This window comes from Burkholderia sp. Bp8992 (assembly GCF_003853705.1).
GTDB lineage: Bacteria > Pseudomonadota > Gammaproteobacteria > Burkholderiales > Burkholderiaceae > Burkholderia.
Window position 1 is genome coordinate 31,641 of record NZ_QTQI01000039.1, and the last position, 24,948, is coordinate 56,588.

Here is a 24,948-nt window from a genome sequence, read left to right on the forward strand (position 1 = left end):
ATCGGGACAGGCGCGCGGCGGCGCCATGCATCACTTCGTCACCAGCCCGGCCGTCAGGCCGGCGTTGATGGCGGGCAGCAGCAGGTTCAGCACGCGGCTTGCGCGCACCAGGCCGTTCGCGTCGACATAGACGACGTCCTTCGGCTGCAGGTCGAACTCCTTCGCGACGAGCATCGAGACCGGCGACGTGCCGTCGAGGTGGAACACCTGCGGCTGCTCGTCGAGCGAGCCGCGGATCACGTACATCTGTGCGGCATCGGCCGAACCGGAATTCAGGCCACCGGCCTGCACCAATGCATCGGCCAGCGTGATGCGCCCGTTGCGATCGGGCGTCGCGGCCACCGGCTTGCCAACCTCACCGATCACATAGATGAGGCTGTCGTTGCGCGACGCGACGCGCAGCAGATCGCCCGGCTTCAGCGCAACGCGCGCCGCGCTGCTTTGCGCGGTCGTTCGTTGCGTCAGGTCGAGCGTGTACGCCGTGCCGTCGCGAACCAGTTCGATCCGGCTGCGATCGGCCGAATCGCTCAATCCGCCCGCACGACCGATCGCCTCGTAAAGCGTCGTCGGAACATCGTTCAGCGGCAGGACGCCCGGATTGCGCACCTCGCCTTCGACCAGCACCTGCCGCGACCTGAACGACGCAACGCCGAGCGTGATCTGGGGATCGCGGAAGTAGCGGGACAACGCCGCCGCGAGACGGTCGCGCGCCTGTTCCGGCCGCAACCCGGCGACCTCGATCCGGCCCGCGTACGGAAAGGACAGCGCGCCGTCCTGATCGACGACGAAGCCGGCGGCCGGATCGGCGTCGCGCGTGGCACCCGGTTGCTGCGGCCCCTGCGCGGCGGCCAGCTCCGGGTGGTTCCAGACGACGATCCGCAGCACGTCGCCGGGACCGATCGTGTACGGCGCCGGCGTTCCGGTGAGCGCGCGCGACACGTCGAGCGACGCCTGCGCGGCGTGGCCACGCATCTGTCGGACGCGACCGAGATCGAGTTCGACGATCGGGATATGCCGATCGGCTCGCACGCCGTCGCTGTCCGCATCGACATAGACAGCCTGCGGATTCCGCGCATCTGCCGGTGCAGCCATTCGCATGCCCGGCGCATAGGCGCACCCGGTCAGTACGGCGCAAATCAGCCATGCAGTTGCGTGGCGCGGCTCCGGCAGAAAACGGCAAGCGGACGCGACGCGCGCCTGCCGTGAAGTGTGTTCGTCAATACGCATTGCTGTGTGCCTTCCCGTGAAACAGCGTCGCCAGCACGATGCGCACGTCGAACGCAAGGGACCAGTTCCGCAGGTAGTACAAGTCGTGCTCGATTCGCCGCTGCATTTTTTCGATACGGTCGGTCTCGCCTCGCAGCCCGTTGACTTGCGCCCAGCCGGTAATGCCGGGCTTGACCCGATAGCGCTGGATATAGCCATCGACGAGCTCCTGGTAGACGAGGTCGTGTTCCACCGCATGCGGCCTCGGCCCGACCACCGACATGTCGCCCATCAGCACGTTGAAGAACTGCGGCAGCTCGTCGAGGCTCGTGCGCCGCAACAGCGCGCCGACACGCGTGATGCGCGGATCGCCTCGTGTCGCCTGCCGGACTTCGCCCGATGCGGCTGCGTCGTGCTCGCGCATCGTCCTGAACTTGTAGATCGTGAATACGCGCCCGTAAGCGCCCTTGCGTCGCTGCCGGAACAACACCGGCCCCGGGGACGACAGCTTCACGGCGATCGCGATCGCCGCCAGCAGCGGCGCGATCGCGATCAGCGCGAGGCCGGCGAACATGCGATCGAAAATTGCCTTGCCGACACGTGCCCGTGCCGACAGCGGCGATGCCACGAGATCGAGCGAATAGCCGGAACGTGCCGCGCAAGGGCGCAGTGGCGTCACCTCGGTCAGGTCGGGCATGAACCGGATGTCGACAAGGTCCTTGTCGAACGCGCGAACGATCGCGCCGACGCGATCGGCCTCCGACAACGGCAGCACGATCCGGATTTCCCCGACATCGACACGACGCACGCACTCGACGAAAGTGTCGAGATCGAGAAACACGCGCGCGTCGTCGACGTCAGCCGCCGGCGGTTCGGACATATCGAGAATCGCTGCCACCTGAAGCGGCAAGTCAGCCACATGAACATCTCGATCTCGCCCCGCAAGCGCGAGACAGCGAGCGTGATGCCCGACAAGCGCGACGGGCCGGCATCGAGCCGCTCGTCGCGTCATACCGATACCGAACCACCAGCACACCGCTCGCGACGCCGACAGCATCACCGTCGCCAATGCGAACCAGCCGATCACCCACTCCAATGAACGCGCGTACGCAGGATTGAACGCAACCGCCGTCACCGCACCGACACACAATGCGACTGCAACGCTGCCCGGCATCCACCAGATGCGGCGCGACGACGTTCGCTGTTCCGCGCTGTCATACGTACCGACCGAGGGGAACAGAACCAGCGCGCACGAAATCGACAGCGCAATCACGACTGCATCGGACACGGACTGCTGCGATCCGTCGAACCAGCGCTTCGCCATCCAGGCGGTGGCGGCGAGCAGGACGATATCCGCGAGACGGAGCCAGGAGCTCTTTCCCTGAACGACGGGGGCGTTTCTAATAGGGTTGAACGAGCGCATAAACCTGATCGATCACTCACCGCAAGCCAATGACGACGGGACGGCAGCGCGCGCTCGACGCGCACGCTTTCCACCGGCCCGATCCATGACTGAACAGGCTCGCGACTTCTTCCATTATTTAGATATACGAAATACATGTCGGGGAGACGGCCTGCGATCAATGTCACAAACCATTAAATTTCACGAACCGACCGCGATGTTCGAGCGCTCGCCGAAGCATGCTGCGCTCGGCTTATCGCCGCTCCACCACTTACCGACATGAGTCAGGTATCGATACTGCCATCCCGATTTGCCGTTTTAAATCGGTCAAGTACTAAATAAATTGGCGTCCCGATGAGTCTTGTCCCATTCATCGACAAGACTCCGTCACCTACTCAAGGAATCAAGAATGGTCAAGTGACGGCAACGCGTATCGCCCTGCCTTCGCGTCAGTCGAAAAGCGCGAGGCACGCCTGTTCTACCGGCCGACGAATGCCGTGCGATGCCTCCGATCGATGCATCGGTACGATTGGTCAAACGCGCATCCGCGAAAATCAGGCAAGACAGAGTAATTTCGCAAATGCGCTAGTACTAGTTCGATTTTCACGTGCGCGTCGCTTTCGTATTATTCCCGGCATCAATAACGGACCATCGCAGAAGGCTGAGACTGGTCCACGCATCTGAATCCGGGGTGAGGTATTTACATCAACTGTCGCACTCGGCCACCGATGATCGTCCGCATGTCGGTGACCGCCTCCGGCCTGCCGCCAACACCGTGTCCCGAACCGCGAACGGCACCCTGCGGTGCGCACGCGCCACCCGTCGCGAACCGAAAAATCGGATACTTCGTCGCGGCCCTGCTTTTTCCCGGCCTCGCCCATGCACAGGTCCCCAATGCCGGGCAGTCGATGCGCGATATCGAAACCGTCCGGCCGTCGCTGCCCGCCACGACCCGCCCCGAAATCGACATCACGCCGGCCGAGGCAACGCCCGCGCCCGTGGACGATGCCGGCCCGCGCGTCACCGTTCACGCATTCGACATCGAAGGCAATACACGCTTCACCACATCGCAGCTGACGCTTCCGCTCGCCGACCTCATCGGCCGCGACCTCGGCTTCGGTGAGTTGCAGCAGGCCGCCGCACGCGTCACCGCCTACTATCGTTCGCGCGGCTACGTACTCGCCCGCGCATATCTGCCGCGTCAGGACATCGAAGACGGTGTCGTCCGGATTGCGGTCGTCGAAGGGCACTACGGACAACTCGAACTGCACAACCGCACGCGCGTGATCGATCGCGCGCTGCGCCAGCCGCTCGCGTCGCTGCGGTCCGGCGACATCGTGCACGCCGATGATCTCGAACGCAGCCTCACGCTGCTCGACGAGATGCCGGGCGTCACCGCCAAGGGTACGCTGCGGCCGGGCACCGAGCCGGGCACGACGGATCTCGTGATCGACGCCGAACGTGGCCCGTTCGCGAGCGGTTCGATCGAAGTCGACAACTTCGGCGATCCCGTTACCGGCCGCTATCGAGCAAGCGCCAGCGTCGACGTCAACGCGCCGCTGCGCGTGGGCGACCGGCTCTCGCTGCGCGGCCTGACGAGCAACACATCCCAGCGCTACTTCCGCACCGCATACCAGGTGCCGGTGGGTCCGGCATCGACACGCATCGGCGTCGCGTATTCCACGATGCCCTACCGGCTCGGCGGTACGTTCAAGGATCTCGACTACCGCGGCAACGCGAGCGTGCGCAGCGCATTCGTCACGCAGCCGCTGGTGCGCAGCCGCCGCGCGAGCATCAGCGCACAGGTCACCTACGAGAACAAGCAGCTTCGCGACGAATACGGTTTCTACAACCTCGTCAGCGACAAGCACGTCGATCTCTGGACGTTCGGCATCAACGGCTATGGCCAGGACGGCTGGTTCGGCGGCGGCCGCAGCAGCGTCTCGGTGACGCTCGGCACCGGCCGCCTGAGCGGCAACGACGCGCTCGGCATGAACGACTTGAACCGAACGCATGATCGCTTCACCAAGCTCACGGTCAACGCAATGCGGCTGCAGGCGCTCGGCGCGCGACTGCAGCTCCTGACGCAATTCGGTGCACAACTCGCATCTCGCAACCTGGACGGCTCCGAGAAATTCAGCCTCGGCGGGCCCTACGGCGTGCGCGGGTATGCGCTTGGCGCCGGTAGCGGCGACCAGGGCTGGCAAGCGAGCGCGGAGCTGCGCTATCAGGCGGCGCCCGGCATCCAGGTCAGCACATTCGTCGACACCGGCCGCATCCAGGTCAACAAGCAACCGTGGAACGGCAACCGCAACGCGCTGCAGCTGTCGTCGGCCGGCGCCGGCGCCAGCTGGTTCGGCTCGAGCCGGCAAGTCAGCGTGACCGCCGCACTTCCGTTCGGCCGGGCCGAGAACGTCGCGAACGTCACGCGCTCGCCAAGCGTCTGGCTACAGGCCACGCAATATTTCTGAGCAGCAGCAAGCGCCCGGCCCGCTTCCAGACGCGAATCGGGTCAGGCATCGAGCGGATGGCAATGCCATCCGCGCAACGACGGGTCGGCGACTTTTTCCGATCCGGAACGGCGATTTGTTTAGGTATACAGATCGTACAAAAGCCAATTCAACGGCACTCATCAAGAGGACATCAACAACATGAACAAGACGTACGCACTGGTATGGAACCCGGCGCAGGGTTGCTGGAACGCCGTCGGGGAAACCGCGCGACGCCGCGGCAAGTCCGCCGGCGGCAAGCGCCTCGCCGCAGCCGCCGTCTCGCTGCTCGGCTTCGCCGCGCTGCCCGCCTTTGCACTGCCCACCGGCGAAGCAATCACCTCCGGCAAGGCTGACATCGTCCGTGGCGACGACGGCAAGTCGATGTCCATCAACCAGCACTCCGACAAACTCGTCACCAACTGGCAGGACTTCAGCGTCGCCGGCGGCGAACGCGTGTCGTTCCAGCAACCGGGCAGCCAGTCGATCGCACTGAACCGTGTGATCGGCAACAACGGCAGCCAGATTCACGGCCAGATCGACGCCAACGGCAAGGTCTTCCTCGTCAACCCGAACGGCGTGCTGTTCGGCTCCGGTGCGCAGATCAACGTCGGCGGCCTCGTTGCGTCGACGCAGAACATCGCCGATGCCGACTTCCTCGCCGGCAACTATCGCTTCGCCGGCAACTCGAATGCATCGATCGTCAACGACGGCAAGATCACCGCAGCCGATGGCGGCAGCGTCGCGCTGCTCGGTGCGCGCGTGTCGAACAACGGCGTAATCCAGGCAAAGATGGGGCGTGTCGCGCTCGGCGCCGGCAATGCATTCAACGTGACCTTCGACGGCAACGGCCTGCTCAACCTGCAGGTCGAAGGCGGCGCCGTCGACGCACAAGCGAGCAACGGCGGTCTGCTGAAAGCCGATGGCGGTGAGGTACTGATGACCGCGCGCGCAGCTGGCGATCTACTGAGCGCGGTCGTCAACAACGCGGGAACGATCGAGGCGAAGGGGCTCTCCGGCAACGGCGGCAAAATCACGCTCGACGGGGGGACGGTCCACGTTGCCGGCAAGCTCGACGCCAGCGCAACGGCCGGACGCGGCGGCGAGGTCCTGACGCGCGGCGAGCAGGTGACGATTGCCTCCACCACACGCGTCGACACGCTCGGCTTGAACGGCCAGACCGGGTCGTGGAAGATCGAAGCGGCAAACGCCGGCGTGGACGACGTCGGGCTTGGCGAGAACGGCGGCCGCACCATCGGTACAGGCACGCTTGCACGGAACCTCGACTTGACCAACATCGAACTGGTCAATACGAAAGGCGACCTGAGCGTCGCCGGCCCCGTATCGTGGACCAGCAATAACGCGCTGACGCTGACCTCGCGCAAGGGCAATGTCGATCTTCAGAAGAAAGTATCGGCGACCGGCGCGAATGCGCGCCTCTTCGTCAATGCCGCCGACAAGATCCGCATCAACGACGCGCTGAAACTCACTGGCCGCAACGCGCACCTTGAACTCAACTCGACGAACGGCCATACGCTCGCGAACGACGCCGCCGTGACCTTGTCCGGCGACAACGCGTCGTTCCGCTCGAACGGCGACGACTACAAGGTACTGCACACCCTCGCCGATCTGCGCAACGTCGACGCGAACCTCAAGGGCCGCTACGTGATGGGCAACGCGATCGACGGCGCGAATGCGCGCTTCCGCAGCCTCGCCGGCGGCGGCGCGTTCTCCGGCACGTTCGACGGCCTCGGCAATACGATCAGCCGCCTGATCATCTCGAACCCGGGCCAAACCACCGTCGGCCTGTTCGAACAGAACGCGGGCCGCATCGCGAACCTCAACCTGCTTAACATCGCGACGACCGCGAACGGTCTGCCCTACGGCTCGCCGACGTTCGTCGGCACGCTGGCCGGCATGAACACCGGCGTGATCTCGAACGTGAAGGCCAGCAACGTCGTCGTCACGACGCAGGGGCGCACGATCGTCGGCGGGCTCGTCGGTGCGAACTACGGCACGATTGAACATGCGCAAGTATCCGGGCGCATCGACGGCGGTCGCGATGCCCTGTCGATCGGCGGTCTGGCCGGCGAAAACCGTTCGCTGCTGGCGCGGCCGCCGATTCCGGCGGCGACGATCCGCGACAGCCACGCCGACGTGCGCGTGACAGCGGCACTCGACGGAGCGACGGGCGGCCTCGTCGGCATGAACACGGGGCTCATCGAAGCGTCGTCGAGCACGGGCAGCGTCATCGGCATGGGCGACAAGGCGATGGTCGGTGGCCTGGTCGGGATTAATGAACGTGGCGGCGTCGTCAAAGATTCCTCGTCGTCCGCGGCCGTCACCGCGCGCCAGAACGCCGTTGCCGGCGGCCTGGTCGGCGCCAATGCCGGCACCATCCTGGCGTCTCGCGCCAACGGCAAGGTCACGGTCGGCGATCGCGGCATCGCGGGCGGCTTCGTCGGCGTGAACTCCGGCGAGATCGAACGGTCCGCCGCGAACGGCGACGTTGTCGCGACGGCCTCCGGCACGGTCGGCGGTTTTGCAGGCTCGAACCTCGGCCGTATCAAGACTTCGCAGGCCAACGGCAACGTGGCGGCCGGCAACTCGACCTGGGCAGCAGGCGGCTTCGCCGGCTACAACGAAGGCGACATCGACGCATCGACCGCCAACGGTAGCGTCATCGCCGGTACGGACAGCACGGCGGGCGGCTTCGTCGGCCGCAACCACGCGGCCGGCCGAATCCATGCATCGAGCGCTCACGGAAGCGTCAAGGCCGCGGACAAATCGACGATCGGCGGCTTCGCGGGCAGGAACGACGGCTTCGTCGAGACGTCGCTGGCTGCCGGCACCGCGACCGGCGAGCACGCAGGCACGGTTGGCGGTTTTGCCGGGATCAATACGGGCGCCATCGCGACATCCGATGCATCCGGAGACGTGATCGCCGGCAACGCAAGCTCGGCAGGCGGCTTCGCCGGCGTCAATACTGGCCGCATCGAATCGTCCAGCGCGTCCGGCAACGTGACCGCCGGCGCCTCGAGCACGGCCGGCGGGCTCGTCGGTGCCAACCGTGGCATCGTCCAAACGGCCAGGGCACTCGGCAACGTATCGGCCGGGATGGCCTCCACGGCCGGCGGCCTCATCGGCAGCAACACGGGCACCGTGCTCGACACGCGCGCCGATGGTGCCGTGAAGGCCGGCGACCTGTCGAAGGCCGGCGGCCTGATCGGCGCCAACGATTCCGGACGCATCGAGCAGTCGCGCGCATCGGGTCATGTCGAAGCCGGTGCGAACAGCCACGTCGGCGGGTTGGTCGGCAGCCTCATCGGCCAGGTCTCTCAGTCGCACGCAACCGGCTCGGCGAAGGGTGGAGACTTCAGCTACGTCGGCGGCCTCGTCGGCAGCAACGGTGGCGTCGTCACGGCGTCGTCGTCGAGCGGTACGGTTTCCGGCGGCAGGTATGCACGACTCGGCGGCCTCGCCGGCGGAAACTTCGGCTTCATCGAGGGCTCGTCGACCACCAGCCGTATCGACGTCAAGGCAGGCTACAACCAGCTCCACGGCCCGCTGGTCGGCGTCAACTACGGGTACGTGGCGCCCTGAGCGCCATCCGCATGGCGTTCGGTGTCGTCTACTCGAACCGATGCCCGAACGCCATGACGCGTCGCAAGCAGGATGAGCACGCGTAGCTGGCAGCCTCCGGGCTGCCGGCCCATGGACCGGCCAACCGGGAATACCGCGCGAGCCGGTCTTTTGGATTTTCAGTACGAACAGCAAGATGACACGCGAATTCGGTTCACACGGGGGCACCGATTCGGACAATCCGGTAACGACGGCAACGGGCTGGCTGTTATGTATCGCATCTGCCTCGCTTTCCGGTAATCGGATTTAGTACTTGTCCCATTTCAATCTTCTCCGCCCCAATGAACAATCGCAGACCTGCTTGAGCGGACCACGTTAGTGTCCATTAAGCATCGGCTCCAGATCCAGTGCTTGTCTTGCTCGGCAGCCCGGAAAAAATCCGGTACTTCCGATACAAGGCGATGAAGTATGAAATACTCGATATTGTTATTGGCACTGCTTCCGATTCATGCCATTGCCGCATGCGCAGCCAACACGAAAGACGGGCGGGATTATTTCATCGTCACCGTTCGCGGATTCAATCCCCCGCCTTTCAGCCTCGGTGACATCCCGATCGGTGGGATCATCTATCAAGCCGAAGGATCAGGACTCACCTTCACCAATGCGGCTGACCCTTGGGGTCCCAAATCGACCTGCTCCACCAGTACCTATACTTACATCGCCGGCATTGGGGTGCCTGATGCCAACAAGGTTTATCCAACTTCCGTGCCGAACGTCGGATTGCGAGTCGTATCGCCCACCGGGCAGGTGGCACCTTTCACCGATGGGCCGAGCGCTCTGGTCAAGCCTTGGAACATATACTATGCACCCACGATCCAGCTGATCAAAACCGGAAACGTGACGGAATGTGGCGTATTGAGCGGTGCCTATGCCCACTACCGGGCGAACAACGGCTCGGGTCAGGTACTGGTGGAATATCGCTTCTCCAAAGCCGTCCTCCTCACCCCAAGGTTCCGAGCTGCAGGGTCACGACGCCACGCATCCAGGTGCCGATGGGTGAGACGATGGCATCGATCGCTTTCACCGGCGTCGGCTCGACGGCGCCGTCCAGATCGTTCGGGATCGACATTTCCTGCTCGGGCGCCGATACAGGCACATCTGCCAAGGTGTATGTCACGCTGACCGATGCGACGAATCCCGGCAATACATCGACAACGCTTTCGCTATCGAAGGGTTCTACCGCCACCGGCATGGGCATTCAGCTCCTGAAGGGCGACGACGTGCTTGGATACGGTCCGGATTCCGCCGCGATCGGCAACACTAATCAATGGCTGGGTGGGCGAGTCGCGCAAGGCGCGCCAGGCATGAGCATCGCGCTGCGCGCCCGCTACGTGCAAACCAGCCCACGCATTACGTCGGGAACGGCGAACGCCAATGCAACGTTCACGATGAGTTATCGATGACGTCACTGCCATACGAAGATTGACTGGCTCGTATCCCGTTACCCGAGACGCCCTGCGCAAGGCATGGACTGAAGATCGAGATATCCATCGCGGCACATTCGAACCCGGACTGAACAGTGATCGAAGCTGGCGCACCCCGCCCTCGACGCGCCGCTCATGGCCCACAATATCGGGTGCTGATTCAGACTGACCCGAGCGGTCGTCGAACACTCCGACAGCCGCTCCTGTGTCGGCTCGTGCTACTGGTAGCTCATGGTGAACGTCGCTGCCGCATCGGCCAATCCCCCCTTCAGCGGGCCGGTCCCTCTCAGATAGCGCGCTTTCAACGGAATGGACACGCTGGTATTGCCGTACTGCCCGACGAACCACTGATTGGGATTGCCAGACGCGGGGGAATCCGGCCCGAAGCTGACAATGGTATCGTTCGCTCGACGGATTTCCACTCCGACTCCAGTCGCGGCATTGGAACCGGACGAGGCCAGTGTCAGCAGGCCGCTGCGGTTACCTGGCCTCGCAGCATCGGTCAGCGTGATATACATCCTGGTCGATGTCCCCGCCGTCCCGTTCGAGCACCTCAGATTGATCGAGAACGACTGGTAGTCGGACGCGCCACCTGTCTCAAGCGCCTTGGTCGAAACCGAACCCAGCGGCACGCCGATCACCTTGTTCTGTACCGTACAGGTCGGCACGGAAGGGACAATCGGCAAACCGCCCGTCAAGAAAAGACGGCGCACCACGGATCCGTGGTCCGGGTAGTATGTTTGTCCGATCTCGCCGGACAGGGACCCTGCCGCCGTGATAGGGCCAGTCTTGACAAGCTCGATGGTAAAGCCGCTCGAACTCGACAAAGGCCCCCCTGTGGAAGGCATATAGTCCTGGTTCGGCCACCATTGGTTTGGATTGATCCCCCCCTTTATACGATAACCGACGCCTGCCACGGGAGTCGCATAGGTATGGTAGTTCGCGTTATAGGCACCGATGCCTCTATATATCCGGTTCCCAATAGGGAGTTTGATGCCGTTGGCATCTGGGCAGTATGCTGTGCCGGACTTCCCACTTCCTGTTCCCTTGCCAGTGTACAAGACGGTGCCGTCCGGCACTTCGGGATCGAAAGCAGCGGGCTGAAACGCAGGAAACTCGACCTTCTGATACGGAACCTTTTGTTCACTGGGGTAATCCTCCTGCACATAGCATTCCGCAAGAGCCGATACAGGAATCGACGTCGCGACGGCGACAGCACACATAACAAGTAATTTCATAAACACCTCCGGTACGTAGCCTGCAGGACGGACCGCACGACGCAATCTCGTTGCGCACATTCGCTTCCGGCGCGGAATAGCTTCCAACTCTCATTCGCTCGGTGATGTGTGCGCCACGCATCCATTTCCGCATATAACAGGCATGAGCCCACGTTATCGATTTGCCACGCGATCAATCCGACGCGCGGCTCGCAGAACGAGCGGTTCCGCCACCTCATGTGGCACTCATCGACCTGCCATCTTGCAGCTCATCGCCACGCGCTCATAGGCAACGGCCTTCTTCCGCTCCGGCAACGCATAGCCGCCTTCGCACGAGCCCTCGCTCCAGCGAATCGACAGACGCCCCTGTTCCTTGATGCCGAACACAAGCACGCGCGACTCGTTGTCGACCATGCCGAGTACCTTGTCGTTCTCGTCATAGGCGGTCGCGCCGAACGGCACCTTGCCGCCACTTGCCGTCGTCACGTCGAACTGAACCCGTCGCCCCGTTTCCGCGGCGAACTTCGCCTTGACGATTGCACCGCGCGTCGGCACCACCGACTTCGCGTTGTCGGTCAGGTCGGTATCGAAGCCGAGGCTCTCGGTATCGATGTTGAGCCAGTTGTAGCGATACGGCTGCGCATACGGCAGGATCGCGTAACCGCGGCGGTCGGTGCTGATGCTCGTCGACGACGTGAAACGCGCGCCGCGCACGCCCGGCACCTCGGCGATCGCAAAAGTCTCGCCGACGGTCTGCCCCAGCGTGATGCCGCCGCCATGTGCGACAACCGACCCAGCCACGCCGACATCGACGTGCTTGCCATGGCCCGACTGGTTGTAGTTCGTCGTCAACTTGGCCAACGGCGTGTCCCAGCCGAGGCCCACGCCCCCCGAACCACCGTTGTGCTTGCGGTAGTCGCCCTGCACCGAATAGTTGACGGTATTCGAGTCGTTCAGGAAACCGCTCAGGCCGACTTGCGAACTCATGTCGCCGTTCGTCGACGCGACCGTGTTCGCGAACAGGCGATGCGATCGGGTGCTGCCGCCGAGCGGAATGCTGACCGACGCGGTGAACTGGGTATCGGAACGGCCAAACGGCCCCGAATCCCGCGTGTGCGCCACCGCGACGCTGTAGCTCAGATTTTTCAGCGCACCGCTATAGCCGAGCTGGATGTTGCGGCTCGAACCGCCCTGGTTCCAGTAGCTCGTATCGCCGACACTCGCGTACACGGACCCGCGCGTGCCCAGCGACTGGTTGATGTTCAGGTCGACGCGACTCTTCTGGCGGCGATACCCGCTGCCCCACTGGCGATCGAGATCGTCGACGTGCTGGCTCAACGTCCGATAACCGTCGGTCGAGTAGCGATAGCCGACCATCGTGAACGTCGTATCGGTTGCCGCCAGCGTCTTCGAGTACAGGAACCGGAAACTCTGCCCGCTCGCCTTGCGGCCCGGCGCATTCGACTGGCTGTGCGTGATGTCGAACGACACACCGCCCAATCGCGAGTTGTAGCCGACGCCAAGTGCGACCGCCGCGTATCGCTCGGCGCCGATGAAGCCGCCGTAGCCGGTCAGGTTGTCGGACACGCCGTAGACCAGCGTGCCCTGCGCGAACTTCGGCCGCGACTGCCCGTAACCGCGATACTGCCCGGCCGAGAATGCATAGCGCATCGTGCCGCGACGGATCATGACCGGCAGGTAGGAATACGATTGCCGATACGTGCGCACGCTACCGTCGGATTCGATGATACGGATCTCGAGGTCGCCGTTCGAGCCGCTCGGGTAGATATCGCGGAACTCGAACGCGCCCGGCGTCACCGACGTCGAATAGATCACGTAGCCGTTCTGGCGAACCTCGACCACCGCGTTGCTCTGCGCGATGCCGCGCACTACCGGCGCATAGCCGACTTCGTTGTCCGGCAGCATCCCGGTATCGGAGCTGACCTGCACGCCGAGAAAGCGCACGCTGTCGAATATCTCGCCGGACGAATACACCTCGCCCGCGGAGAGCCGGCCCTTGATACGCTGAAGGTCGCGCTCGACGTAGGTTCGGTTCGCTGCGAAATCCGACGGGCTACCGCGCCGCCACGACACCGCCGATTCGTTGCGCAAACGCCATGCACCGATGTTCAGCCCGTTGCGCAGCCCGAGGTAGGCGTAGTCGCTTCGGTAGCCCGAATCGGTGTTGTGACTGAAGTTGGCCTGATAATTCGAATAGGCGGCAGTAATGCCTTCGTCCCACAGCGACGAATCGACGTAGCCGCGCGTTTGCCCAGGCGCATAGATCTGCGGCACGCTGACGTCGAGCGTCAGGGTCCCGACGTCGAAACTCGTCGACGCGCCGTCCACCAGCGCACCAAAGTCGATCGGCGCGTCATCCGCCAGCCCCTGCTCCAGCCGGTGCTCTCGCTCGAGACGCCTCACATCGACGCCGAGCGATTTCAACAATCCGTAGGTGATGACGGGCCGGACTTCGCCCGATGCATCGGACTTGAACAGGATCGACTCGCGCTTCGCACGTTGCTGGTTCAGCGACACATCGACATCGTAGATGCCCGGTGCAACCGAACTGCCTTTTTCGAAATACGAAAGCTCGACGGGCCCGTCCCCCTTCTTGAGGAACATCTCGTTGAACTCGGCGGCCTGCCCCACAACGGGCGCAAACGCGGCGCCAAGCGCCATCAGACAGGACGCGCGCTGGCATGCCTCTACGATTTTCTTGACAGTAGTGTTCATGTCCGACTACGCGCCCCTCATACAATATTTGTTAGTACAACGTATCTATCAAGACTTGCAGAATCGATTTGACCCGCACACCGTCGCGTTACTTCGTCACGTCGGATTGCGTATCGACCGTTGCGCCGAAATCGTTGATCGAACTGAATTCAATTTTGGTATTCGCCGGCAGTGCGTTTCCTGACAAATTCTTGACAGCGAGGCGCTTCGACGACTTGGGCTCGATCATTTCGGTCACGACTGGGTACGTGCTCCCGCCGGCCTTGAGACTCGCGTGGCCGAGCGATACGAAGTACGGCGTGTCATTGACGACTTCCAGTGCCGGCTTGCCGTGGCTTTCACTCCAACGCCACTTCAGCTGCCCCGGGGCATCTTCGGGCTTGCCGGATAGATCGGCAGGCCGGTAAAAGAGCTTGATCCGCTGCCGAACCGCGATTTGCAGGGAGTTGTCGCCCTTGGATTTTTGCGGGATCTCCTGCACGCTGAGCCAGAACACCGATTCACGATCGGCGGCCAACCCTTCACCCGCATAGAAGATCCGGAGGATTTGCTGCTTGTCACCGCCGAGGCGGCTCAGCGACGGCGTGATCGCAAAGGGCAGGTCGCCTTTGTTGCCGTCCGGCAATTCAAGCCACGACTGGATCATCACGTCGTCTTTCGACTGATTCTTGACGATGACCGACGTCTCCTTGCTTTGCGCCGGATAAACGATGCGCGTGCCGGACAACGAAACGCCGGCATGCGACGGAATGGACACGAACAACATCGAGCCGGCCGCGACCAGCCCGGCAATGAGCTTTTTCTTCATGACGGAATTGAATCTGGAGGCGGCGGCGACACGGCACGACGTGCCATGCCACCGCTCGATTGGGGGATTTACTCGTACGACAGCGTGAACGGCAGCGTGCCGTTGGCCGTACCGGCGTCGATCTTCTCGCCGTTCGCGACGTAACCGGCACGCATGTTCAGTGCGGCGGTGTAAACCGGCGCTTCGTCCGTACCGCCCTTGACCAGCGGCGCGTTGACCGTTTCGTTCGCCGCCAGGTTCACCAGCTTGTTGTTGCTGTCGTACACACCGATACCGACACCCGTTGCCGTGCCCGAGATCTTCAGCAGATTGTTGTTCTTGCCGTCGATGCCCGAGCCCGACTGCGGATCGAACTTCATTTTGACGAGCGTCAGGTCGGTCGCCGTGTTGCCGCAGTCGAGATTCAGGTTGATCGACGTGCCGCCGGCGATGCCGTGGCCTGCCGTGCCGCCGATGGAATCCGCGGCGACCGTGCCGAGGTTGACCGCGATGTCCTGGCTACCCTTGCCGCCCGTCACGTTCGTGCCCGAGCCGCCGGTGATCGAGCACGATGCCGCGGTGATGTTGCCCGTGAAGTTGATGGTGCCGTCGGCCGCCATGGCCGAACCAGCTGCGAACATACCTGCGACTGCTGCGAATGCGAGAATCTTCTTGTTGAGAGCCACGATTTTCTCCAAATGAAACGTGATTGATTAACTCCTTACAGAGCGGGATCAATGATGCCAATCAATAAGAAATCCGTATCTAGTCCGCGACCGATATAAACCCCCAAATATCTAGTACGAGTACGAAATTAATGTTTTTGGCCGCCCGCGCAACGGAATGTAAAATAGTTCTAAAGATTCAAGACGCTTGCCGAACGCCTATGCACCGAGAGTCACGAGCGTGAGTCGAGCGCAGGGGGATTCGCCGAAGACGCGCGATAGGGTGCGAATAAACGTTCCGGCACGGTACGACGCCGCTTTCCGGCTCCGAAATAGCACCGAAAATCAGCGTGGCCGCCGATTTCGGCCGCGCGCCACGTCGGCCACCAATGAACAAGCGGGATCAACTGAAGATACGAAAACAGGCCGACGTCATAAAACCGCCAGTCTTCTTTCAAGAGGAATATAACGACCGGTGCCCGAACAGGGTCTTGCAACGCTGTCCTGATCGAAATACAAGTCTGTAGAACACATCCTCGTATTGAACCTCGCACGGTCGCCAAGCCGACGTTTTTCAGGTGCCGGCCAATCTCGACAGTGCGGCCTCGACGACGCCCCTCGCTTCCGGCCAGTCGAGCAAGAGCGCGTTCACGCCGCCTTCGGCGAGCCGGCGCTCGCCGCGCGCACACGCATCACCTGCCTCAACCATGCCCGCCAGCGCGAAACCGCCGCGCATCGAATGGAGTTCGCGCCCGAGGCAATCGACATCGCCGCGCGCCAGCGCATCTTCGACCACTGCCAAGGAGTGCCGCGTCGCGCTACGCAGCTTGTCGCGTATTTCGTCCGTCATCGCCGGTGGCTGGAGGACTTCGGAATCGGCGGAATACGTGTTCACGGAATTGCCACGCATCCCGTGCCGCCGCAAGACCGCCTCGAGCGCATCGATCGACAGCGGCTTGAGCACCACCTCGACCGCGCCCACCTCCGTGCACCTCCGGCGGTCTTCGTCGGTCGCATGCGCGGTCATCGCGATCACCGGCACCTTCGCACCCTGTTCGCGCAAGAAGTTTGCGAGCGCGAACCCGTCGAGCTCCGGCATGCCGAGATCGGTCAGCACGACGTCGAACGGATGTGAAAAATACGCACGCATCGCCTCGATGCCGTTTGCGACGATCGTCGCGTCGTAGTGCAGCGCATCGAGTTGATCTCGCAGCAACGCGCGGCTCGCCGGATGATCTTCCGCCACGAGTACACGCAACGGCGCTTCGTCCTCGTGCGGCCAGGCCGGCGCGACCGGCACCTCGGCATCCGGTTCCTCGAACGCCAGCCGCCAGTCGGCAGGCGCGGCGGGCAGCGGCAACATGGCCGTGATCGCCGTGCCTTCGCCCGCCCGGCTGTCGACTGCCAGATCGCCGTGCATCAGCCGGGCAATCCGGCGGCACAGCGGCAATCCGAGCCCGGTACCGCCGAAGCGGCGATAGATCGACGCATCCGTCTGGATGTAGACGTCGAATAGAGACGGCAAGCGGTCGGCAGGAATGCCCATGCCCGTGTCCCGCACCGCGATCTCGAGCCGCTGCGCGGTTCCCGCCGCCGGCGCCAGCCGCGCGCCGATGCTGACGCTACCACGTTCCGTAAACTTGATTGCATTGCTGACGAGATTCGATACGAGCTGGCGCAGCCGGGTCGGATCGCCGATATAGCCGTCGGCCAGCTCCGGCGCGATCCGGCAGTCGAGCGCCAGGTGCTTCGCCTCCGCGAGCGGACGGAAGATCGCCGCGACGTCGTGCAACACCGCGCGCAGATCGAACGGCATGGCCTCCAGCACCATCTGGTTAGATTCGGCCTTCGACAGGTCGAGCACGTCGTTGATCACGCGCAGCAGCGCATCCGATGACGACATCACCGTCTGCAGGCGCCGCCGCTCGTCCGCCGGCAACGCCGCGCGCGCCATCAATTCGAGATTGCCGACGATTGCATTCAGCGGCGTACGAATCTCGTGGCTCATTGTCGCGAGGAAGGTCGACTTCGCCTTGTTCGCGTCGTCCGCAGCTTCCCGCGCCTCGCGCAGCTTGTCCTCGGCCTGCTTGCGCGCGGTGATGTCGGTGAGCGTGCAGAGCAGCACGTCGACGCCGCGATAGCGCGTACGGACGATATGCGCGGCGAGATAGGTCGTCCGGCCGTGGGCGAGGTCGACCGGCAACTCGTGCACGACGACGCGCGGCGCCCGCCCGCCCGCGATACTGGCGTGGTAAGCCTGCCAGATGCGCTTGCCGAGCGACGGCGCCGTTCCGGCGTCACCATAGGCCTCGGCGGCGTCATTGCGCACCATCGTGTCACCATTGGCCAGCGACAGCAGCATGAGTCCGGCTGGCGCCGTGCGGATCAGCGTGCGGTTGAGGGCCTCGCTCTCGATCAGGCGAATCGCACGGCGGTTGGCGGGGCGCAACGCACGCCGATCGAACGTAACGATCGAGATCCATAGCAGTGCAATGGTCAGCAGTGCGGTGGCGACCGTCAGGCCGGCCGGTATCGCGACGGCGCCCATGACGCTGCGCCACGAGAAGGTCGCCATCAGCACCAGATCGGAATTCGGCAAGCGGTCGCTGATGACGAAACGGGTGCCGACGCGATGCACGAACACCCGCTCGCGTTGCGGATCGTTCGCATGGTCGAGCGCGCGGGGAATCATGTCGCTGCTGCGCTGCGCGCCAGCCAGAAGTTGTGCGCGCGTATCGATCAGTGCATAGTCCTCGTCGCCTGAAAGCGGCGCGAGGATGCTATCGACCTGGGAACGCACGGCGACGACGCTCCAGGCAAACGGCTGCCCGTCGGTGTCGTACAGCCGGCGGACGAAGCGCATGATCGGATGCCCGAGCAGCGGATCGAAACGCCGTTCGATCAGGACCGCGTCGTTGTGCGGGATGGCTGCATCGGACGGTATCAGCTGCCGTGCCAGCCCCTTCACCTGGAACCCATCCGGCAACGCGGCCGCCTGCGTGGCGGCCCCGACCCCGCCCACGGCCACGAAATTCCCGTCGATACCGATCAGGTAAATGTTGAACCCCGGGAGAACCGGGGTCACCTTGGGCGCCACTTCCAACTGCGGCATGATCAGGCCGAGATAGCGCGAATACCGGCTCTCCCGATCATCCTGCGTGATGTCGGCCAGTCCGATCAGCGCGATCTGGCCCGATCGGCGCCAGATTATCCTGCCGCGGCCCTCAGTGAATTCTCGCAAAACGTCTCGCGATGCCTGCTTGTCGAACCTCCAGAGGTTCATCGCGTTGTTCGCCTGTTGCCCCGACAGCAGGTACGTCGCCTGCAGCTCGGCAGATAGCCGCGCCTCACGCCGCAGAAACGCCCCTGAAGCCTGCGTGAAGTAATCGAGCACTTCGAGCCGCACGACGAGCGCCGCGCACACGAGGATAAACGCCGTAATCGCCGCGCCGCTGCCGTACAGCAATGCGTGCTGCTGGCGCCGCACGCGCCCCGGGTCGAATGGCTTGCGGCCCGCCGCGGCGGCATGCGCAAGCAGCGTTTTCAGTTTCGTGGGCATGCTTGTTCTTGGAGTCTCTCCCCGGCGCGCGCCGCGATCGCCCGACTAGGCATCGGTCCCGGGCAATTCGGGCAACTGCCCCTCGCTTGCATAGCGGATCAGGTCGGCATCGCGGACGATGCCGAGTTTCTTCATCGCGCTCGACTTCTGCGAACTGATCGTCTGCTTGCTGCGATGAAGCTGGACCGCGATCTCGCCGACCGTCAGGCCGGCCCCGTACAACCGCACGACTTCGATCTCGCGGGCGGTCAGCGTGCGGATACCCGCGGACGGCTGGCACTCCTCCAGCAGCTTCTTGACGAACGGAGACAGATAATTTGCACCGACGAACGCCGCATGCACCGCGCCGACCAGATGCGAAATCGCGTCGGACTTGCTCAGGATGCACCCGACGCCCTGCTTCTGGATCGCAAGCAGCACGCTCGGGTTGTCGATCATCGTGATCGTCACGAGGCGCAGCGCCGGGTAGCGACGCTGAAGAAACGACAGCAGCGACAGGCCGTCGCCGTACTTGCCGCCGGGCATCACGTAATCGACCACGAGCACGTCGCTCTGCTGCTCGTCGAGCATCGCCACGAGGTCGGTCGAATTCGAGACGGCGCCGAGCAGCTTGATCGTGCTGGCGCCCTCGAGCGCCTGAGACATCCCGAGTGCAGACGAAGGATGATCGTCCGCCACCATGACCCGCACAAAAAATTCATCCATCTCCATTCTTCTCCCGAAACACGTGGCCCTACGTGCCATGTTGTGCGACGCGCCATGATTCGAATCGGTCTCGCAACACGGTCGCGTTGCAACGTTCGGCGAACCGGGCGGTGCGCAGCGTAATTTTAAGATAATAGACGGGTTCCGCATCGCGGCGGTGCGATGCGGCATGGCGGCCTGCGCCCGCACCCGATCCGATGCAGTCGCAGCCTCGCCGGGCACGGCGTTGCAGCACGAACCTGCATGGATCCGACGCCCACACGCGTTCGATCGGCGGCGCCCCCACGCCGTCGATCCATCGCGTTCCGCACGGCGGCCGGAGCCGCCCGCTAGCGTTTGACCGCGGAGGTGTCGGATTCGCCCGATCCGTCATCCGCGGCGTGCTGCCACTCGGTGATGATCCGCCGCTTCTGCGATGGCGACATCATCATGAATTCGTTCAGCTGCATGAGAAAATCCCGTCTGGATTTCTCCGGCAGCGTCGCAAATCCGAGCAGCAGCCTGAACACCTTTCCCATATAGCGCACGGCCTTACCCTTCCTTCTTCAGTCGAAATCACGCGGCACCGAAGCGATGCGGCGTGCCTGCCTTCCCCGTTCCGACGCAGCCGGTGTACAGCGCGCCGACGTTGTTTCTCTTTTTATCGTCCCGGCCAGTGCGCCGCGGCGGCGGCCGTGACCGCCGCCCCCGACCGCTCGTCCGCCGCACCGGCGGGAGATGCGATTCCGCGCCGCCGCGCGATGCGTGCCAGGCCGCGGCGCAGATCGGCCAGCGTCACCGGCTTGGTCAGCACGCATTCGACGTTCGACGCCGCGTAACGCCGGGCGTCGTCGGGCGCGAGATGCGACGCGACGACGATCATGTCGCACGGCAGCGCACGGGTGTGGACAGCTTCCGCCAGCTCGAGTGCCGACATGTCGTGCAGGTCGGCACCGAGCAGCAGCACATCCCACGCGCCGCCAGCGAGCGTATCGAGCGCCGCGCGGCCGGACGACACGCACCGGACCACGCAGCCGAGCACATCGAGTTGCTCGCGGAAAATCGATCCGTTGACTGACGCGTCGTCGGCAATCAGCACGCGTGGCACACGTGCGCTGATTGCCGGCAGCGCCGGCCGAACGGCATCGGCCGCGCGGCCCCGCCCGCGCAGCAATTCGGCCGGGGCGACGCGGGCCTGCTCGATCGCCAAGCGCAGCCCGTTCAGCGAATAGCTCGACACGCGGATCGTACGGCCCGCGACGTCCGGCCGTAGCGGGCCGTCCGGCGTGGCGAGCACGACCGGCGTACCGCCGCCGATGCTGTCGAGCTCCTCGCGCCGCCATTGGTCTGAATCGCCGAAGAGCACGATCGCGTGAGCACGCGCGAGGCACCCGGCGGCAATCCCGATCGGACTCGGATGCATCGCGACATCGAAACCCCATGCACGCAGATGCGGAAACGCGAACGCGCGCCATGCGTCCTCCGGCGACACGACGATCAGCGTCCGGCCGGCGCCCGCCCCTGCGCCGACGGGACATTTCGGTGCAATGCCCATGTGCAGCGGCAGGCGAACGGTGAACAGGCTGCCGATCCCCGGCGCACTGTCGACCGTGATCGTCCCGCCCATCGCCGCGGCCAGCCGATCGCACAATGCGAGCCCGAGCCCCGTGCCGCCGTACCGCCGCGTGATCGACGCGTCGACCTGCGAAAACGGCTTGAACAGCCTGGCCTGTTGCGTACGATCGATCCCGATGCCCGTGTCCTCGATGCCGATCGCGAGCTCGGGCGCACCGCGCGGGCTTCGCGCCACCGCCACGCGCGCGACGATGCGCCCTTCGCTCGTGAACTTGATTGCGTTGCTCAACAGGTTGCCGACCACCTGCGCGAGCCGCGTCGGGTCGCCGCGCATGCGCTGTGCGCCGCTCGCGTCGATATCGGCGAACAGCGGCAACCCTTTCGCCTTCGCAACCGGCGCGAATGCCGCAAGCTCACGCTCGATCACCGCAATCACGTCGAACTCGATCGACTCGACCGACATCGCACCGGCTTCGATCTTCGAGAAATCGAGGATGTCGCTGACGATCGCGAGCAGCCCTTCGGCCGACACGCGCAGCGTCTGCACGCGGCTCTGCTGTGACGCATCGAGCGCCGTGCGTTCCAGCAGTTCGAGATTGCCGAGGATCACGTTCAGCGGCGTGCGGATCTCGTGACTCGTCGCGGCAAGAAACGACGACTTGGCCGCATTCGCGGAATCGGCCGCGCGCACCGCTTCCTCGAGTTGATGCACGAGACGGCGCTGCGCGCTCGTGTCGGCGAACGCCGCGATCAGTACGTCCTCGCCCTGGTAACGCGCACTGTGCGCGATGACCTCGAGATGGAGCGGCGCATCGCCGTGTGCATCGAGCGCGAGCTCGGTCATCATCGTCCGGCCGGCTCCGCCGTTCGCGACGAACGCGTCGTACTTCTCCAGCACCTGCGCGGAAAGCGCGTGATGATCGCCGCCGTGCGGCAGCAACATCTGCGTCAGCGCGTCGCTCGCAAGCATCACGCGCCGGTCGGACAACGACACGAGAACGATGCCGACGGGCGCCATCGCGATCACGCTGCGGCACAACGCCTCGCTGTCGAACACGCGCGCCGAGCGCGCGTAGACCGGCACGAGCACGCGCCGGTGGAACCGGACGAGCAGCAGCCACATCACGGCGATCGCAAACAGCGTCGTCGCCGCGAGCGCACCGGCCTGCACGCCGATGCCGGCTGCCACGTCGGCCCACGACAGCGCATAGGCGATCGTCCAGCCCGTGGCCGCGAGCCTGCTGCGGAACACGATCGCGCCGTCGCGAAAGAGCGGCTCGCCGGATGCCTGGTCGCCCAGTGCGACGTCAAGACTCAACAGGCGCTCGGTCAACGCGTGCGTGCGCTCGACACCGGGATCGATCGCAATGAGCCGATTGTCCGCGGACATGATGAAGAACGCGCCGGCCGGCGTGCGCTCGGGCAGCCATGACAGCAGGTAGTCGGGCGCGTATTCGGTGACCAGTACCGCGAACGGCTGGCCGCCGGATCGCGCCTCGGCGGCCAGCCGGATGCGCACCTGCCCCGTGACCGGATTGAGATAGGGCGGCAGCCAACGGACGTTCGGCCGCCCATCGTTCGGAGCGGGCGGCCGAACGTCGAAATCCACGTGCAGCGCATCGAACACCTTCGCGCGCGCATCGGCCGACGCGAGCGCCGGGTTGTCGCGCGACAGGTGCGGCACCAGCCCGAACATCCCGGTTCGCGTGCTGTAGTGGTAGCCCTCGAGCGTGCGCCCACGATTGATCGAGCTCGCCGCGCAGATGCGCGACAGCAGGAACGACAGTGCAAGGTAACGCGCGACCTCGTTACGTTGCGCGGTTGCGCCCGGCACGCCGACCACGAGCGATGGAAACGGGGTGATCGCAAGCTGCTGACCGTTATCGAAGAACGCCTTTGTGACGTCCGCCGGCGCCGCGCCGAGCTCGCGCCAGATCAATTGCGTATTCGTTACGCCGTTGCGGAACGACGTCTCGGCCACCTGCACCTGGTCGGCGGTTTCCTCGACACCGTTCAGGAAATTGCGCCGCTCGCCGTCCAGATAACCGTAAACGATCGAAGTGATCCCGAGCCCGCAGGCGATCAGGATCAGGATCGTGACGACGATGCCGCCCCCGAACATCGAGATGCTCTGGTAGCGGCGAATGGATTGAAGCGTGCTGTATGGCATGGCTCGGCGTGACGGCGCCCGAGGGTACGGACATGCGGCAGATTCCCTGCCGGACCGGGCATCACGATGGGTACATTTGGGGTAGCGATGTCCCGATCATGCCAAACGACACTGCGAAAATCAGTCGTGCATTATCCTTTTAGTACACGTCCGATTTGATTGAACGATGATTTTGAACTTGAACGAAATTTCGTCGCGAAATCGCGTAGGGGAACTTATCCGATCGGACAAGTTGCGTCGTCGCTTCGCGGCTGGCGGCCGCGCAAATGAAATACCGCCGGCAAGCCGGCGGCAAAAGGCGCACCCACGGTAGACGCAGCGCGCCTGAGGCACTCGATACGACGCGTTGGGCACGAAACCCCGTCCCGCCGCGCCGGAAACGCCCGCTCAGTTCTGCGTGAGCGGATTCAGCGTCGTGCACAGGAAGCCCGTGCAGTTCTTCGGCGTGAAATAGTATGACGCCATCACCGGCGAGGACACGCCGAGCGCGATATCGCTCAGATACGCGGCGCCCTGTGCGCCGAACGTGTTCGCCTGCTGGACGAAGTTCGCGCCGGTCGACTGGATCGTGGCCGACTGGTACGTGAAGGTCGGCGACTGCGTCTGGTCCTTCACGTAGATCCACGCGACATTGATGGCGCCAGTCGGATTGGCAGGGCCGAACGACATCTCGCCCTTCGCGCGATAACCCTTGGCGCCCTCGCTGTTGGCCTGCGCGATGAAGTCGTCGACGCCCGCTGGTGGCGTCAGTGCATCGTACGTATAGGTCGAACCCGACGCATTGTTCTTCATGTACAGGTTCGCTTGCGCCGATCCCACCATCATCGGGCCGACAAACCAGTAGCCCGAGTGGCCCTGGCCGTTCGCCTGGGTGACGAACGCGTCCTGGCTGGTCGGCAACGTCGCCGTCGCGTATGTGTACGTCGCCGACGAGCCGCCATCCTTGCGATAGAGATCGCCGTACGTGAGCGGCCCTTCGTAGCGGTAGCCGCTCGCCCCTTGCGCGTTGGCCGCGTTGACGAAGGACGCCATGTCGGCCGGCGCCGTCTGCAGCTGGTACGTGTAGGTCTGGGCGGTGCCGTCGTTCACGAAGATCGATTGCGAACCGCCGCTGCTCGCGTTGTAGAAGTAGTCGCCCAGATAGCGGTAGCCCTTCGCGCCTTCGTTGTTGACCAGCGTCAGGAAGCTCGCCTTGTCGGCCGCGACAGGCTGGGCCTCGTAGCGCCACGTCAGCGTGCTGCCGCCCGAGCCACCCGAACCGCCATTGCCGCCGCTTCCCGTACCGCCCGAACCCGATCCGCCGGTGCCGCCCGTCCCGCCGCTGCCGCCGTTGTTGCTCGTGCCCGATCCGCCGGACGACGCGGGCGAGGAATTGTCGTCACCGCCGCCGCA

Annotated in this window: 14 protein-coding genes; 3 read left to right on the forward strand and 11 right to left on the reverse strand. The window is 64.2% G+C overall.

The features are described 5' to 3' along the window. Window positions 1-30: 30 nt before the first annotated feature. Both DIE03_RS34990 and DIE03_RS34995 read right to left on the reverse strand, forming a co-directional pair. The gene (locus DIE03_RS34990; RefSeq protein ID WP_409364443.1) at window positions 31-1,098 is read right to left on the reverse strand and encodes a polysaccharide biosynthesis/export family protein; all 1,068 of its coding nucleotides are present in this window, start codon (window positions 1,096-1,098) and stop codon (window positions 31-33) included. A gap of 118 nt (window positions 1,099-1,216) precedes the next feature. Further along, window positions 1,217-2,629, reverse strand: a complete 1,413-nt coding sequence (locus DIE03_RS34995) for an undecaprenyl-phosphate glucose phosphotransferase (protein WP_124456666.1) — start codon at window positions 2,627-2,629, stop codon at window positions 1,217-1,219. A gap of 887 nt (window positions 2,630-3,516) precedes the next feature. On the opposite strand from DIE03_RS34995, the gene DIE03_RS35000 reads away from it, so the two are divergent. The 3 genes from DIE03_RS35000 to DIE03_RS38905 all read left to right on the forward strand — a co-directional run bounded on the left by DIE03_RS35000 (window position 3,517) and on the right by DIE03_RS38905 (window position 10,142). Then, complete coding sequence (locus tag DIE03_RS35000) at window positions 3,517-5,079, forward strand: ShlB/FhaC/HecB family hemolysin secretion/activation protein (RefSeq protein WP_124456667.1); 1,563 nt, start codon at window positions 3,517-3,519, stop codon at window positions 5,077-5,079. Window positions 5,080-5,259: 180 nt separating this feature from the next. Beyond that, complete coding sequence (locus tag DIE03_RS35005; protein ID WP_124456668.1) at window positions 5,260-8,700, forward strand: GLUG motif-containing protein; 3,441 nt, start codon at window positions 5,260-5,262, stop codon at window positions 8,698-8,700. Between the two features lie 1,043 nt (window positions 8,701-9,743). After that, window positions 9,744-10,142 carry a fimbrial protein gene (locus DIE03_RS38905; protein WP_260434998.1) on the forward strand — a complete coding sequence of 133 codons (399 nt, stop codon included), beginning with the start codon at window positions 9,744-9,746 and terminating at the stop codon, window positions 10,140-10,142. Window positions 10,143-10,381: 239 nt separating this feature from the next. On the opposite strand, the gene DIE03_RS38910 is transcribed toward DIE03_RS38905, so the two are convergent. From DIE03_RS38910 to DIE03_RS35055, 9 genes are all read right to left on the reverse strand, one after another. Continuing rightward, entirely contained in the window at window positions 10,382-11,401 is a 1,020-nt protein-coding gene (locus tag DIE03_RS38910; protein ID WP_260434999.1) for a fimbrial protein, read from the reverse strand. A gap of 225 nt (window positions 11,402-11,626) precedes the next feature. Further along, a complete protein-coding gene (locus DIE03_RS35020) occupies window positions 11,627-14,116 on the reverse strand; it encodes a fimbria/pilus outer membrane usher protein (RefSeq protein WP_221623710.1) in 2,490 nt (829 codons plus the stop codon). A gap of 88 nt (window positions 14,117-14,204) precedes the next feature. Next, the gene (locus DIE03_RS35025; RefSeq protein ID WP_124456669.1) at window positions 14,205-14,924 is read right to left on the reverse strand and encodes a molecular chaperone; all 720 of its coding nucleotides are present in this window, start codon (window positions 14,922-14,924) and stop codon (window positions 14,205-14,207) included. Window positions 14,925-14,992: 68 nt separating this feature from the next. Then, a complete protein-coding gene (locus DIE03_RS35030) occupies window positions 14,993-15,589 on the reverse strand; it encodes a fimbrial protein (RefSeq protein WP_226105285.1) in 597 nt (198 codons plus the stop codon). A gap of 553 nt (window positions 15,590-16,142) precedes the next feature. Beyond that, window positions 16,143-19,127: a hybrid sensor histidine kinase/response regulator gene (locus DIE03_RS35035; RefSeq protein ID WP_124456670.1), complete on the reverse strand. Its 2,985-nt coding sequence runs from the start codon at window positions 19,125-19,127 to the stop codon at window positions 16,143-16,145. Window positions 19,128-19,172: 45 nt separating this feature from the next. Beyond that, the gene (locus tag DIE03_RS35040) at window positions 19,173-19,832 is read right to left on the reverse strand and encodes a response regulator (protein ID WP_124456671.1); all 660 of its coding nucleotides are present in this window, start codon (window positions 19,830-19,832) and stop codon (window positions 19,173-19,175) included. A 329-nt stretch (window positions 19,833-20,161) separates the two neighbouring features. Next, on the reverse strand, window positions 20,162-20,350 hold the full coding sequence (locus DIE03_RS35045) for a hypothetical protein (RefSeq protein WP_124456678.1): 189 nt from the start codon (window positions 20,348-20,350) through the stop codon (window positions 20,162-20,164). Between the two features lie 122 nt (window positions 20,351-20,472). Continuing rightward, on the reverse strand, window positions 20,473-23,556 hold the full coding sequence (locus tag DIE03_RS35050) for an ATP-binding protein (RefSeq protein ID WP_124456672.1): 3,084 nt from the start codon (window positions 23,554-23,556) through the stop codon (window positions 20,473-20,475). Window positions 23,557-23,943: 387 nt separating this feature from the next. Next, the coding region (locus tag DIE03_RS35055) for a hypothetical protein (RefSeq protein ID WP_124456673.1) at window positions 23,944-24,948 on the reverse strand (1,005 nt) is incomplete at its 5' end.

What these genes read in the sequence shown, in the direction of transcription:
- DIE03_RS34990 (WP_409364443.1), bottom strand. Translation starts at nt 1,098, where the DNA reads ATGCGAATGGCTGCACCGGCAGATGCGCGGAATCCGCAGGCTGTCTAT.
- DIE03_RS34995 (WP_124456666.1), bottom strand. Translation starts at nt 2,629, where the DNA reads ATGCGCTCGTTCAACCCTATTAGAAACGCCCCCGTCGTTCAGGGAAAG.
- DIE03_RS35000 (WP_124456667.1), top strand. Translation starts at nt 3,517, where the DNA reads ATGCGCGATATCGAAACCGTCCGGCCGTCGCTGCCCGCCACGACCCGC.
- DIE03_RS35005 (WP_124456668.1), top strand. Translation starts at nt 5,260, where the DNA reads ATGAACAAGACGTACGCACTGGTATGGAACCCGGCGCAGGGTTGCTGG.
- DIE03_RS38905 (WP_260434998.1), top strand. Translation starts at nt 9,744, where the DNA reads ATGGCATCGATCGCTTTCACCGGCGTCGGCTCGACGGCGCCGTCCAGA.
- DIE03_RS38910 (WP_260434999.1), bottom strand. Translation starts at nt 11,401, where the DNA reads ATGAAATTACTTGTTATGTGTGCTGTCGCCGTCGCGACGTCGATTCCT.
- DIE03_RS35020 (WP_221623710.1), bottom strand. Translation starts at nt 14,116, where the DNA reads ATGAACACTACTGTCAAGAAAATCGTAGAGGCATGCCAGCGCGCGTCC.
- DIE03_RS35025 (WP_124456669.1), bottom strand. Translation starts at nt 14,924, where the DNA reads ATGAAGAAAAAGCTCATTGCCGGGCTGGTCGCGGCCGGCTCGATGTTG.
- DIE03_RS35035 (WP_124456670.1), bottom strand. Translation starts at nt 19,127, where the DNA reads ATGCCCACGAAACTGAAAACGCTGCTTGCGCATGCCGCCGCGGCGGGC.
- DIE03_RS35040 (WP_124456671.1), bottom strand. Translation starts at nt 19,832, where the DNA reads ATGGATGAATTTTTTGTGCGGGTCATGGTGGCGGACGATCATCCTTCG.
- DIE03_RS35045 (WP_124456678.1), bottom strand. Translation starts at nt 20,350, where the DNA reads ATGGGAAAGGTGTTCAGGCTGCTGCTCGGATTTGCGACGCTGCCGGAG.
- DIE03_RS35050 (WP_124456672.1), bottom strand. Translation starts at nt 23,556, where the DNA reads ATGCCATACAGCACGCTTCAATCCATTCGCCGCTACCAGAGCATCTCG.